Annotated in this window: 13 protein-coding genes and 1 pseudogene; 6 read left to right on the forward strand and 8 right to left on the reverse strand. The window is 64.5% G+C overall.

The genetic code is table 11. The features are described 5' to 3' along the window. Positions 1-71 precede the first annotated feature (71 nt). A complete protein-coding gene (locus tag ACM43_RS12010; RefSeq protein ID WP_271540249.1) occupies positions 72-1100 on the reverse strand; it encodes an SDR family oxidoreductase in 1029 nt (342 codons plus the stop codon). On the opposite strand from ACM43_RS12010, the pseudogene ACM43_RS12015 reads away from it, so the two are divergent. Next, positions 1057-1393 (forward strand): annotated as a pseudogene (locus ACM43_RS12015) (winged helix-turn-helix transcriptional regulator). The gene ACM43_RS12010 and the pseudogene ACM43_RS12015 sit on opposite strands and share 44 nt — an antisense overlap. 281 nt (positions 1394-1674) lie before the next feature. Here the strand turns inward: ACM43_RS12015 and dksA are convergent. Together dksA and ACM43_RS12025 are read right to left on the reverse strand one after the other, a co-directional pair. Further along, positions 1675-2040: an RNA polymerase-binding protein DksA gene (gene dksA / locus ACM43_RS12020; protein WP_085966600.1), complete on the reverse strand. Its 366-nt coding sequence runs from the start codon at positions 2038-2040 to the stop codon at positions 1675-1677. A 217-nt stretch (positions 2041-2257) separates the two neighbouring features. After that, positions 2258-2869 carry an NAD(P)-dependent oxidoreductase gene (locus tag ACM43_RS12025; protein ID WP_271540254.1) on the reverse strand — a complete coding sequence of 204 codons (612 nt, stop codon included), beginning with the start codon at positions 2867-2869 and terminating at the stop codon, positions 2258-2260. A 163-nt stretch (positions 2870-3032) separates the two neighbouring features. Here ACM43_RS12025 and ACM43_RS12030 point away from each other — a divergent pair, with 163 nt between their 5' ends. Further along, positions 3033-3404, forward strand: a complete 372-nt coding sequence (locus ACM43_RS12030) for a winged helix-turn-helix transcriptional regulator (protein ID WP_025037390.1) — start codon at positions 3033-3035, stop codon at positions 3402-3404. A 14-nt stretch (positions 3405-3418) separates the two neighbouring features. Here ACM43_RS12030 and ACM43_RS12035 read toward each other — a convergent pair whose 3' ends face one another. Next, on the reverse strand, positions 3419-3832 hold the full coding sequence (locus ACM43_RS12035) for a flagellar assembly protein FliX (protein ID WP_157280810.1): 414 nt from the start codon (positions 3830-3832) through the stop codon (positions 3419-3421). 283 nt (positions 3833-4115) lie between these two features. Here ACM43_RS12035 and ACM43_RS12040 point away from each other — a divergent pair, with 283 nt between their 5' ends. The 4 genes from ACM43_RS12040 to ACM43_RS12055 all read left to right on the forward strand — a co-directional run bounded on the left by ACM43_RS12040 (position 4116) and on the right by ACM43_RS12055 (position 6635). Then, positions 4116-5240, forward strand: coding sequence for a flagellar basal body P-ring protein FlgI (locus ACM43_RS12040; RefSeq protein ID WP_036027924.1), 1125 nt, complete (start codon positions 4116-4118; stop codon positions 5238-5240). Beyond that, positions 5240-5608 (forward strand): flagellar assembly peptidoglycan hydrolase FlgJ, encoded by a 369-nt coding sequence (gene flgJ / locus ACM43_RS12045; protein WP_193760517.1) that lies wholly within the window; start codon positions 5240-5242, stop codon positions 5606-5608. The genes ACM43_RS12040 and flgJ overlap by 1 nt, the downstream gene beginning before the upstream one ends. Positions 5609-5619: 11 nt before the next feature. After that, entirely contained in the window at positions 5620-6117 is a 498-nt protein-coding gene (locus tag ACM43_RS12050) for a hypothetical protein (protein WP_271540257.1), read from the forward strand. 158 nt (positions 6118-6275) lie between these two features. Then, positions 6276-6635 (forward strand): hypothetical protein, encoded by a 360-nt coding sequence (locus ACM43_RS12055; protein WP_036027927.1) that lies wholly within the window; start codon positions 6276-6278, stop codon positions 6633-6635. 158 nt (positions 6636-6793) lie between these two features. Here the strand turns inward: ACM43_RS12055 and flaF are convergent, their stop codons facing one another. The 4 genes from flaF to ACM43_RS12075 all read right to left on the reverse strand — a co-directional run. Continuing rightward, complete coding sequence (gene flaF, locus ACM43_RS12060) at positions 6794-7162, reverse strand: flagellar biosynthesis regulator FlaF (protein WP_018642830.1); 369 nt, start codon at positions 7160-7162, stop codon at positions 6794-6796. Positions 7163-7456: 294 nt separating this feature from the next. Further along, on the reverse strand, positions 7457-9751 hold the full coding sequence (locus ACM43_RS12065; RefSeq protein ID WP_157280812.1) for a DUF1522 domain-containing protein: 2295 nt from the start codon (positions 9749-9751) through the stop codon (positions 7457-7459). 220 nt (positions 9752-9971) lie between these two features. Next, on the reverse strand, positions 9972-12251 hold the full coding sequence (locus tag ACM43_RS12070; protein WP_271540260.1) for a DUF1522 domain-containing protein: 2280 nt from the start codon (positions 12249-12251) through the stop codon (positions 9972-9974). A 316-nt stretch (positions 12252-12567) separates the two neighbouring features. Next, positions 12568-13239: flagellin (locus ACM43_RS12075; RefSeq protein WP_271540262.1), on the reverse strand; the 672-nt coding region annotated here is incomplete at its 5' end.

The raw sequence follows: 13239 nt of genomic DNA on the forward strand, positions 1-13239 counted from the left end.
CCACGCTACGCAGTCGCAGGACGGCACTTCAGCATCCCCGCTCCGGCCTGACAAGCGCGAGTGGCATGCCCTCACCCCTTGACGAGGCCGAGCCGGATCAGGCCCTCGGCGGTCGCAAGGATCGCCTCCTCGTTGGAGCGGGCCTGCCAGCCGAGCAGCGAGCGCGCCTTGGCGCTGGTGGAATGCCTGACCTTTCCGAGCATCGGCACGACCGCACGCAGCAGCGGAATCTGGCGCGCGGCCAGCCGCACCAGCCAGTCCGGCGCTTGAAGCCGCGGAACCCGGCGCGCCCGGGGCCCGAGTTCCCGCCGCAGCACGCGGGCGATGTCGAGGATCGACATCGTCTCGCCGGCGACCGCGATGAAACGCTCGCCCTTCGCCTCCGGCGCAGTCATCGCCCGCAGGTGCAGCTCGGCGACGTCGCGGACGTCGACCACGCCGAGATAGACCCGCGGCACCGCCGGCATGGCACCGTCGAGCAGCGATCTGACGATTTCGATCGAGCCGGAAAAGTCCGGCCCCAGCACGGGCCCGAAAATGCCGGCGGGGTTGATCACCGACAGCTCCAGCCCATCCCCCTCGCGCGCGACGAAATCCCAAGCCGCCCGCTCGGCCAGCGTCTTGGACTTGACGTAGGGTTGGCCGTCGACACCAGCGAGATTGGTCCATTCGGTCTCGTCGAACGGCTTGTCGCGCGGCGGATGACCGTAGCCGATCGCGCCCAGCGACGAGGTGACGACGACCCTCCTGACGCCGGCCGCGCGCGCGGCCCGGAGCACCCGGAGCGTTCCGTCGCGGGCCGGGATGATCATCTCGTTCTCGTCCGTCGGGACGGTGGTCGAGAGCGGGGACGCCACATGGAGAACGTAATCGCAGCCCGCGACCGCCGCCGCCCAGCCGTCGTCCCGGGTCAGATCGGCGGTGACGAAGGCCACGCTCTCGGGCGTCGCCGCCCCGCCCTCGCGCAGCATGGCGAGCACATCGGCCCGGCGCTCCGGCCGACGCACCGTCGTCCGCACGGCATGGCCGGCGGCCAGAAGTTGCAGGACGACATGGATGCCGACGAAGCCCGACCCGCCGGTGACCAGAACAGTGCTCATGACCCGCATTCCTCTCAAGCTGGAGATCCTGTTCGTGCTGATGAACGGCGCGGTTCGTTTTCGGCGCCTTGAAGGGGTCGAACGGCGGCATCACCCAGCACATGCTGACGACGCAGCTGCGCGAGCTCGAGCAGGACGGCCTCGTGTCGCGCACTGTCTTCGCGGAAAAGCCGTTGAGGGTCGAGTACGAGCTGACCGATGCGGCCTACGGCCTGTTGCCGGCGTTTAAGGAAATATTGAGCTGGTCCAGGCTTTATGGGGATGCCCGTCTCGAGACGTCGCAGCAGGCCTGATTGCAGCGATGCTTGATGCAGCTGGATCAGCGTCTCAACTTCAGAGTCGATCTCGTTGATGCGACTCGCAAAATCTCCCGCACCTGAAGTGAAGGCTGTTTCTCATCGAACTCACGTGAGCTCGGAGCAATCCAGTCTAGCCCGTTGATCGCGATTCACTTTTCGCGATCGCGCTGCCGCCATGATGGGCGCGACGGCAAGCGACGGGCAATATGCCGGGCACGGCGCGAAGTGGCGCCCTGCGTCCAAAAACAAAGAGCCGCATCTCTGCGGCTCGGACATTATTCGTCGCGATAGACCTTCTCGCGTTTCTCGTGGCGCTCCTGCGCTTCCACCGAGAGCGTCGCGATGGGCCGGGCCTCGAGCCGCTTCAACGAGATCGGCTCGCCGGTTTCCTCGCAATAGCCGTAGGTGTTGTCCTCGATACGCTGGAGCGCGGCATCGATCTTGGCGATCAATTTGCGCTGGCGGTCGCGGGCGCGGAGTTCGATGGCACGGTCGGTTTCGGACGAGGCCCGATCGGCGAGATCGGGGTGGTTCACGTTCTCCTCCTGCAGAGCTTGCAGGGTGAGCTTGGATTCTTTGAGGATCTCATCCTTCCAGGCGAGGAGCTTCAAACGGAAGTACTCCTTCTGCCGGTCGTTCATGAAAGGCTCTTTGTCGGTCGGTCGGTAGTTTTTCAACTTTTCCAAGGGAGGCCTATCTTCTAAAGCAACGACTCGCGGACGGACCGGGGTCCGTTGAGCCGGGCCTTATATAGTGGCCTCCCGTGACAGACAATATTTCCCTCACCGCCCGGTCCGCGCCCCCAAGCCCTTGCACAGGAAGGTTTATCCTTAAGGGCTTGGAGGCGGCTGGCGGGCCTTAATAGCCGACCGTGAAGCGCTGCTTCAGGTGGGCTGGCTTTTCGATCTCGTCGACAAGCGCAATGGCGTAGTCGGCGAAGGTGATCCAGCTCTTGCCGTTCGCATCTGCGAGAAGCTGGTCGGTCCCGAGCCGGAACTTAGCCGTGCGCTCCCCCTCCTCGAACAACGCCGAGGGTGAGATGAAGGTCCAGTTCAGGTCCTTTTCCTGCCGCAGCAGGTCCAGGAAGGCCGAGCCCGCCTCCGCTTCGGCCTTGTATTGGGCCGGAAAATTGGGAGTCGTGACCAGCTTCACGCCCGGGGCAACCTCGAGGCTCCCGGCGCCGCCCACCACCAGGTAGCGACCGACCTTGGAGTCCTTCGCCGCACCGATCAGCTTGAGCGGATCACTGGCCAGGAAGTGCACGGAACTCACGGCGACGTCGTGACCGGCCCACAGCTTGGCGAGGCCCGCTTGGTCGAGCACATCCCCCTTGGTTGGCGTGACGTTCGGCAGGACCGCAATCTTTTCCGGGTTCCGGGCGATGGCCGTGACCGTGTGGCCGCGGCGGGACAGCTCCTTGGTGATCTCGGACCCTGCCCGGCCCGAGGCGCCGGCGACTGCGATTTTCATGGAAGGCTCCTTTGCTTCTATGGTAACTGACAGAGACTAGATATCGCAAAGAATGCTGGTGTTAAGAGAGCACTTTGTGCTTACCTGATTACGCTGAGGTAACTGATCGCGTACAACCGGCACGCGGATGCCAAGCAACGGTATGGATTTCCGAGAACTGACGATGAAACCCGACGTCTACGCAGCGAACTGCCCCACCCGCCAAATCCTCGATCGCGTCGGCGACAAATGGGCGGTGCTGATCCTCTTGCTCCTGCGCGAGGAGCCGATGCGCTTCAATCAGTTGCGCCGCACGATTGAAGGCATCTCGCAGAAGATGTTGAGCCAGGTGCTCAAGTCGCTCGAACGCGACGGCCTGATCAGGCGCCGCGCCATCGCGACCGTGCCAGTGACGGTGGAATATTCGATCACCCAGCTCGGCCTGACGCTGGCGGCGGCTGTGGATCCGTTACGCGATTGGGCCGAGCAGAATCTGAAGGACGTGCTCGCCGCCCAGCGCCGCTATGATGCGCAGTTGAAGGAAGAGGCGGCGTAAGACAGCCTGCCAGACTACCCCTGCCCGGCCTTTGCCAGCTCGACCTCGACGCGTAGCTCGATCTCGGAGAGCACCGCATCGAGGCCGGCATCGCCGGAGGACGATTTCAGGTTCACCGCGGCATCGCGCAGGCGCATCACGGTTGAAGCGTCGAGATTGCCGGACAACAGGCCCATCTTGAGATCGTCGAGCACGTCGAGCGCAGTCCTGCCGCGGGCGACCGAGCGCTTGCGGCGCTCGACCGGATCCTCCTCGACACCCTGCAACGCCAGCAGTGCATCGATGTTGGCGGCCGCCTTCGGTGCGGCAGCGCTCCGCGTCTCCTGCGCCGATGAGGTGTCGGGCAGAACGAAGCTGCCGGAGCCCGTCCGCTTGGCCTGGCTGGCCGGTGTGCCAAGCGTCGTACCGTTCGGTCCGTAGATGCGCATCGGAAAGAATCCGGGTGATCGATGCCTCACCTTCGCTGTCTTATGGTTAACGGTGCGTAAACGGCCCGGCAAAATCTGCCGACAGGCGGCAGTTTCGCTCCCCAGGGCGAACGAGTGCTGACAGCGGTCGCAACAGATTTATTCAAGCTATTCAGCCACCTACCTCGCCGTCGGGCGTTGGCACAGCGCTCGCAAGGAAAGCGCCGGACCAGCTCGTCATGGGAGTGTCGTGCAAGTCCTGTCCGATTTGAGGAGCCTTTTCTAGGGGTCTTGGGGAGCAGAGATGCCAGGCGTTCGTTGGGTGAGGATTGTTGGGTTGGCCTGCGCCGCGCTGTCGGCGCTGGCGCTGTCGGTCACCTCCGCGGCGGCGACCTCGCGCATCAAGGACCTCGCCAATATCGAGGGCGTGCGGCAGAACCAGCTCATCGGTTATGGCCTCGTCGTCGGCCTCAACGGCACCGGCGACACGCTCAACAACATCCCCTTCACCAAGCAGTCGCTGCAGGCGATGCTCGAGCGCATGGGCGTCAATATCCGCGGCGCCACGATCCGCACCGGCAACGTCGCCGCCGTCATGGTCACCGGCAATCTGCCGGCCTTCGCCACCCAGGGCACGCGCATGGACGTCACGGTGTCCGCGCTCGGCGACGCCAAGAACCTCCAGGGCGGCACCCTGCTGGTCACCCCCCTGCTCGGCGCCGACGGCAATGTCTATGCGGTGGCGCAGGGCTCGCTCGCGATCTCCGGCTTCCAGGCCGAGGGCGAGGCCGCCAAGATCGTGCGCGGCGTGCCGACGGTGGGACGCATCGCCAACGGCGCCATCATCGAGCGCGAGATCGAGTTCGCGCTCAACCGGCTGCCGAACGTCCGCCTGGCGCTGCGCAATCCCGACTTCACCACCGCCAAGCGCATCGCGGCCGCAATCAACGACTATCTCGGCGTCAAGACCGCCGAACCGATCGATCCCTCGACGGTGCAGCTGTCGATTCCGCCCGAGTTCAAGGGCAACGTCGTCGCTTTCCTCACCGAGATCGAGCAGCTCCAGGTCGACCCTGATCTCGCCGCCAAGATCGTCATCGACGAACGCAGCGGCATCATCGTGATGGGCCGCGACGTCCGCGTCGCCACCGTCGCGGTGGCGCAGGGCAACCTCACGGTCACCATCTCCGAGAGCCCGCAGGTGAGCCAGCCCAATCCGCTGTCACGCGGCCGCACCGTGGTCGCGCCGCGCAGCAGCGTCACCGTCACTGAGGACGGCAAGAAGCTGGCGCTCGTCAAGGACGGCGTCTCGCTCCAGCAGCTCGTCGACGGCCTCAACGGCCTCGGCATCGGCCCCCGCGACATGATCAGCATCCTCCAGGCGATCAAGGCCGCCGGCGCCATCGAAGCCGACATCGAGGTGATGTGATGCAGACCAGCGCGATCAACACCCCTCGCCTCGCCACCAGTTCGGCCTTCTCGGTCGAGAGCCGGAACGGCCGGCCGGACTTCGAGCTCGCCGCCGCGCTGCAAAAGGTCTCGCCGCAGCAACAGGCCAAGGCGCAGAAGACCGCCACCGACTTCGAGGCAATGTTCCTCAACAGCATGTTCGCGCAGATGACCTCGGGCCTGAAAGGCGAAGGCCCGTTCGGCGACACGCCCGGCACTGGCGTATGGCGCTCGATGCTGACCGAGCAATATTCCAAGAACTTCGCCCAGGCCGGCGGCGTCGGCATCGCCAGCGACGTCTACCGTACCCTCGTCCTGCAGCAGGCGAAAACGATCCGCACGGCATAAGGTCAAACGAGATGAACCATTTCAACGCCTCACGTCAGCCGATGCAGGCCCAGCGCCCGGGCAGCGCGCCCGTCAGCAGCGAGGCGCGCAAGCTCGCCGAAGACCTGATGGACGCGATGAGCGCCCTGCTCGGATTGATCGAGCGCGAGACGGAGCTCGTCCGCGCCGGCAAGGTCCGCGAGGCGATGACGCTCGAGGGCAAGAAGCAGGAATTGTCGCGCAGCTACGTCAGCGCAGTCGGCCAGCTGAAGGCAAACCAGGACCAGCTCGCGAGGTCCGCGCCGGAGCTGCTCTCGACGCTGCATCGTCACCACGATGCGTTCCGCGCGATGCTCCAGGTCAATCTCACCGTGCTCGCGACCGCGCACGCGGTTTCCGAAAGCGTCGTGCGCGGCGTCAACGCCGAGATCCAGAAGCGCAACGTGCCGAACACCTATACCTCCGCTGGGCGCAGCGCGGCGCCAGGTCCGCGCCATATCACGCCGCTTGCCGTCAGCCGCTCGCTCTGAGCAGCACGAGAACAACCGACAATTTTAGGAAAAACCGCGCGGCGATGGCGTCGCGCGGTTAGGCACGTTTCCTTACCGGGTGTTCAGTCCTGGTGTTCCATGCTTGCGTGATTAGAGGGGTTGGGATTTGACTCACGTAAGGCAACCAGGAGGCTGCCATGAGTACAGATTTCAGCATCAGGCCGGTGGGGATCCCGGCCCCCGTGCAGATCGTACCGACGTCGAATTCGGCGGCGAACGAGGCTGTGCAAACTGATCTTCCGGTGAGGCAAACGGTCGCCGCGAGCGATACGAGCGCGCCGGTGCGCAATGATTTGCCGAACCACGAGAACATCTCGCGCCAGGTCGTGTTCGACCAGGCGGCCGCGTCCTTCGTCTTTCAGGTCGTCAACGACAAGACCGACACGGTGGTGAACCAGTTCCCTGACGAGGCGATGCTCCGCCGGCGTGCCTATTTCCACGCACTGGACATGAAGTCCGAGCCCTCGCGTCCGCTCAGCACGGATCTCAGCGCCTAGCGATCACGCGATCGATGCCGATGTTTCTGCTCTGCGTCTGGCCGTCATCGGTCAGCGCGGAGTTCTCGTGCCGAGGCAAGACCACTGGCCGTGATCAGCTCCTGCCGAAATTGCGAGTTTCGCCGATGTGCTCGTGATGGCGACCATCACGCATTCCGTCACGGCCGTCCGGACAGCCCTGCCGCGATATTGCGGTTGATCTCGATCAGCGGACGGAAGTGATCGAACTGCGGGCTCATCTGCAGCGCGGCGGTCTGGCTCAACACGAACACGCTGATGTTGGCGATCTTCTGCCGGACGTCGATCGGCTGCGGATTGCTGTCGCGCATCGCCTCGCTCAGGAAGATTGTCCAGAGCTTGCGGTTGAACATCAGGGCCTGCATGGTCTGCTCGCTGAGCGGATCGGCGTTGTTCACCGCGTCCTGGAGCTTGTTGGCGGCCTTGAGCAGAGTCTGCGCCTCGATGTCGCGAGGAGATGCGGTGGTGGTTGCAACACGCGCATAAGCCGAGGCAGCGGAATTCGACATCAATCACACCCTGGAGGTTACCTAGCGCGTTGTACGCGCTTAAGGATTTCTTTCCCAACCCTAGGCAGCACCGCTTAAGATTTGCTTACGTATCGTGCTTGGAAGTACTCCGCAGAATTACGGGGCACGGAGTCCTTCGTCAGCGCAACGCTAGATCCACGCACGCACGATGTAAACTCGCCTGGCGTGATGCGCGTCGATCTCGGCTAATCTCGTCTTAGCGATCTTCCTCAAAAGAACGGCGGAGCATCAGCTCCGCCGCGTAATCTCGAATAGCGAAGTTGCGCTGCGGAATTAGCGGAGCAGCTGCAGCACGCTCTGTTGCGACTGGTTGGCCAGCGACAGCGCGGAGACCGCGATCGACTGGCGCGTCGACAGCGCCTGGCTGTTCGCCGCTTCCTCGTTGGTGTCGGCGAGCGTCAGGTTGGCTGAGCCGGTCTGCAGCACGTTGATCAGGTTCTTGGAGAAGTCCTGACGCACCTGCACGATCGACAGATTCGAACCGAGCGTGGAGCCTTGCGAACGCAACGTGCTCGAGGCCGCGTTCAGGCTGGCCAGCACCCTGTTGGTGGCACCGTTGTCGATGAAATCGACGCCGTTGACCAGATTGCTGAGACCGAGGCCCGCCGCATTGAACACCACGCCGTTGATGCTCAGCGTGGAGCTGCCGGTCTCGTTGAAGACCAGCTTCAGCGTGTCGCCATTGAGCAGGTTGACGCCGTTGAAGGAGGAGTCCTGCGAGGTCGTGTCGATCTGGGCCAGAATGTTGTTGAACTGGTTGACCAGGTTGGAGCGCGCGGTCTGCGCCACGGGATCCTGGACCGGCGGCTGCGCGGTGGTGAAGGCGAGAACGCCGGTGATCGTGCCGCCGACCGCGCCGCCCGCGATCGTCGAGCCGAGCGTCGAAGAGGCGTATTCATTGACGGTGGTCACCGTGAGCACGCCGTTGGCATCGATCGTGGCCGTCAGGTGATTGGCCTGAAGCTGCGCGTTGAGTTGGTCAAGCGTCTTGACGGTGCCGTTGGTGCCGTCGCCGAAGGTGACGTTGACAGGCGTGCCGCCGTTGAATGAGGTGAAGGTCAGGGTCTTGCCGCTGATGCCGCCGACGCCCGAAGTGCGCGCCGCGGTGAAGGCCGTCGCCGTTCCCGTGTTGCCGCTGAGGCCGAAGGCGCTGAGCGCATTGCCGGTGCCGGTGATCGACAGGTCGGCATTGATGCCGGTCGAGAGCGCAAGCTGACCGCTGCTGTTGACCGACGACGGGATCTGGCCCGCGGTGGTCGAGATGGTTGCCGCGCCGTTGAAGATGCTGGCGGTCTTGACGCCGGTGGCAAGATCGACCGCGTTGAGCAAATCGGTCAGCGTCGCGCTCTGGATGTAGACCGTCGAGTTACCGTTTCCGTCTGTGACGACGTTGCCGCTGACGCCATAGCCGGTGGCCACGCTCGCTGTCGATTGCGGCGTCTGCGCGTTCTTGAACGTGATGGTCTTGCCGCCGATGTTCAGCGTCGAGCCGTCCTGGACCAGGGTGCCGAGCGAACCCGCGGTGGTCGAGCGGTTCGCGGTCACGTTCGCATTGCCCGCACCGGTCGCAGAGGTCAGGCCGAGCGCCTTGAGGAAGTCTGCCTTTCCGGTCACGCTGAGATCGGCGCCGGTCGAACTCTTCAGCGTCACCGCGCCGCCGCCCGATATCGACGATGCCACCTGAAGCGTGCCGACAGGGCCGGCCGAGCCGCTGACAGCGAATGTGGCCGCGCCTGCGCTGATGGTTGCGGTCTTGACGCCGCTGGCGAGGTCGATGGCGGTGAGGACGTCGTTGACGGTCGCTAGGGGCGCGGCAGCCGTTCCCTGATAAATGATCGAATTGCCGTTGCCATCGGTGGCGATGTGCCCGCTGGCGTCGAGGCCCCAGCCGGTCGGCTGGGTGCTCGGAGCAGCGCCGGTGCGGAAGGTGATGGTCTTGCCGTTCACCGTGATGGTGTCGCCGTCCGCGGGCGGCGTGCCGAAGGTGGTCGATGCCGTGGTGCCGACCAGCGTCGCCGTGCCGGACAGCGCGGTGGTGCCGTCGGCCGCGAGCGCGGCCGTACCTGTGAAGGTGCCGGCGCTCGAACCGAGCGAGGCGCCGAGTGCGGCAGTTCCCGTGACCGGGGTCACGCCGCCGGCCGCGCCGGTATAGAGCACGTTGCTCTTCGCGGTCGCACTCGCATAGGAGGTCGTGCCGCGCAGGTCGGCCGGGGTCGCGCCGGGAATCGTGGTGGAGACGTTCGACTTGGTGGAATAGCCGACCGTGGTCTGCAGCGCCTGGTTGGCGATCGACTTGGCGCTGTCGATCAGCTTCTGCAGCGAGGTGATGCCTGTGTTGGCCGCCTGCAGCACCTGGACACCATTGTTGATGCCGTCGAGCAGGTTGCTGATGTCGCTCGCCCGGTTGTCCAGCCCCTGCGCCGTGAAGAAGTTGGTGGGATTGTCGAGCGCCGTGTTGACCTTCTTGCCGGTCGACAGCCGCTCCTGCGTCGTGGCCAGCAAGTCGGCCGTCGACTGCAGCGACAACAGGTTCTGGCGAACTGACGCCGAGAGAACGATGTTGGACATTGGCGAGTCTTCCTCTTGAACCGGATACGAATCGGCCGCGCGGACTGGAAAGCCGGCCTTTTGTCCAGTTTTAGGAGGTGTCCTTTAAAGTATGGTTAACGGCGGTTTAAGGGATAGGGTTAACCGCCGATGAACGCCCCTGCCCGCCCCCGGACGCAAAGAAAAAGCGGCGGGGCCAAGGCCCCGCCGCTCGATTTTAGTCAGTGATTTCAGCTGCTTGTTAGCGGAGCAGCTGCAGCACGCTCTGCTGCGACGTGTTGGCCAGCGACAGGGCGGAGACCGCGATCGACTGCCGGGTCGACAGTGCCTGGCTGTTGGCCGCCTCGACGTTGGTGTCGGCCAGGGTCAGGTTGGACGAGCCAGTCTGCAGCACGTTGATCAGGTTCTTGTTGAAGTCCTGACGGATCTGCACCACCGAGAGGTTCGAGCCGAGGCTCGAGGCCTGCGAGCGCAGCGTGCTCGAGGCGGCGTTGAGGTTGGTCAGCACCCGGTTGGCGGCGGCGTTGTCGATGAAGTCGACGCCGACCGTCAACGAGGCGAGGCCGAGACCCTTGGAATTGTAGGTCACGCCCGTGATGTTCAGGCTCGACTTGGCAGTCTCGTCGAACACCAGCTTGAGCTGGTCGCCGTTCAAGAGGTTGACGCCGTTGAACGAGGAGTCCTGCGCGGTGGTGTCGATCTGGTTGAGGATATTGTTGAACTGAGTCACCAGATTGGCACGCGCCGTCTGGGCAACGCCATCCTGGACGGGCGTGGAAGCGGTCGAGAAGGTCAGGGCCGAGGTGAGCGTGCCGCCGATCGCACCGCCGGCAGCCGTCGAGCCCAGCGTCGAGGACGCATAGTCGTTGGAGGCGGTGATGGTCAGCAGGCCGTTGGCGTCGATCGTCGCGGACAGGTTGTTGGCCTGCAGCTTGGTGTTGAGCTGATCGAGCGTCTTGACCGTGCCGTTGGTGCCGTCGCCGAAGGTGACGTTGACCGCCGTGCCGCCGTTGAAGGAGGTGAAGGTCAGCGTCTTGCCGGCGATGCCGCCGATGCCGGAGGTGCGGGCCGCGGTGAAGGCGGTCGCGCTGCCGGTGTTGCCGGCGAGGCCGAACACGTTGAGCGCATTGCCGCTGCCGGTGATCGACAGGTCGGCATTGATGCCGGTCGAGAGCTTGAGCTGGCCGGACGTGTTGATCGTCGAGTTCGACTGACCGGTGGCGGTCGCAAGCGTCGCGGTGCCGTTGGCAGCGATCGTCGCGGTCTGCACGCCGGTGGCGAGGTCGATCGCCTTCAAGACGTCGTTGACCGTGCCGCCCTGCAGATAGACCGTCGAGTTGCCGTTGCCGTCGGTGAGGATGTTACCGCTCGCACCATAACCAGCCGGAACGCTCGGAGCACCGGTCGAGCCCGGGATCGGCGCGTTCTTGAAGGTGATGACGTGACCGTTGACGTTCAGCGTCGAACCGTCGGTGATCGTCGCGCCGAGCGAGGCCGAGGTCGTGGTCCGGTTCACGTTGACGGTGGCATTGCCGCCACCCACCGATGCGCTCAGGCCGAGAGACTTGAGCAGGTCGGCTCTGCCGGTGACGCTGAGATCCGCACCCGTCGAGCTTCTCAGTGTGACGGCACCGCCGCCAACGCTCGAAGCGGTCTGGTTGAAGCTGGTGGCGATTGTCGCGGCGCCGGAGCTGATGGCAACCGTCTTGACGCCGCTGGCGAGATCGATCGCGGTCAAGAGATCGCTGACGTTCGCAGCCGGGGTACCGGCAGTGCCGAGGTAAACGGTAGTGTTGCCGTTGCCGTCGGTGACGAGGTTGCCGCTGACGCCCGAACCAGCCGGAACGCCGGCCGACGTCGGCGCGGCGCCGCTGCGGAAGGTGATGGTCTTGCCGTTGACGGTCAGCGTGTCGCCATCGGCGGGCTGGGCGTTGCCGACGAGGCCGGTGGCGGTCGTGCCGTTGGTGGCGATCAGGGTGATCGTGCCGGTCAGGGCCGTGGTGCCGTCGCCGGCCGTTCCCGCGGTGCCCGTGAAGGCGCCGATGGTGGCGCCGAGCGTCGTCGTGCCGTTCGCAGCGGTCGTGCCGCCGGCCGTGCCGTTATACAGCACGTTGCTGCTCGCGGTCGCGCTGGCGAAGCTCGTCGTGCCGCGCAGGTCGGCCGCGGTCGCACCGGAGATGGTGGTAGAAACGTTGGACTTGGTGGAGTAGCCGACGGTGGTCTGCAGCGCCTGGTTGGCGATCGACTTGGCGCTGTCGATCAGCTTCTGCAGCGAGGTCAGGCCGGTGTTGGCGGCCTGCAGCACCTGCACGCCGTTGGCGATGCCGTCGAGCAGGTTGTTGATGTCGCTGGCGCGGTTGTCGAGCGACTGTGCCGTGAAGAAGTTGGTGGGATTGTCCAGGGCCGAGTTGACGCTCTTGCCGGTCGACAGACGGTTCTGTGTGGTGGCGAGAAGATCGGCGGTGGACTGGAGAGACAGCAGGTTCTGACGAACCGACGCAGAGAGAACAATACCGGACATGACTCTTACCCTTCTGGCTTACGCGTCTTCGTTCGATCGCTTCTGGATCGAGTGACGGGCACAGGGTGCCGTGACATGGCTAATAAAGGGTGAAACGCATGACGCCCGCATAAGCGCCGGTTCACCATAAGCGAGTCGAACGTACGGGCACGGCTCGCAATCCATCTGAAACTATTGGCAATTCCTGACGCTTACGCTCGGTTAACCATAACCGCTGGTTACTTTTCTGCCCTCCTCGAAATCTCCGAGTGCGCAAAAAAGAAACGGCGGGGCCGAAGCCCCGCCGCCGTGATCGTCTTGCGATGTCGTCCGCGCCTTAGCGGAGCAGCTGCAGCACGCTCTGCTGCGACTGGTTGGCCAGCGACAGCGCGGAGACCGCGATCGACTGGCGGGTCGACAGCGCCTGGCTGTTGGCCGCCTCGACGTTGGTGTCGGCCAGGGTCAGGTTGGACGAGCCGGTCTGCAGCACGTTGATCAGGTTCTTGTTGAAGTCCTGACGAACCTGCACGATCGTCAGGTTCGAGCCGAGGCTCGAGGCCTGCGAGCGCAGCGTGCTCGACGCGGCGTTCAGGTTGGTCAGCACCTTGTTGGTGGCAGCGTTGTCGATGAAGTCGACACCGCTGGTCAGTGCGGCGAGGCCCAGACCTTTGGAGTTGTAGGTCACGCCGGTGATGCTGAGGCTCGACTTGGCAGTCTCGTCGAACACCAGCTTGAGCTGGTCGCCGTTCAAGAGGTTGACGCCGTTGAACGAGGAGTCCTGGGCAGTCGAGTCGATCTGCTGGAGGATGTTGTTGAACTGATTGACCAGGTTGGCACGCGAGGTCTGGGCAACCGTATCCTGGACGGGGGTAGAAGCCGTCGAGAAGGTTAGCGACGAGGTCAGCGTGCCGCCGATCGCACCACCCGCGGCGCTCGAACCGATGGTCGAGGACGCATAATCGTTGGTGGTCGAGACCGTCAGCAGGCCGTTGGCGTCGATCGTCGCCGT

The sequence above is a fragment of the Bradyrhizobium sp. CCBAU 45321 genome (assembly GCF_028128975.1).
Taxonomy (GTDB): Bacteria; Pseudomonadota; Alphaproteobacteria; order Rhizobiales; family Xanthobacteraceae; genus Bradyrhizobium; species Bradyrhizobium yuanmingense.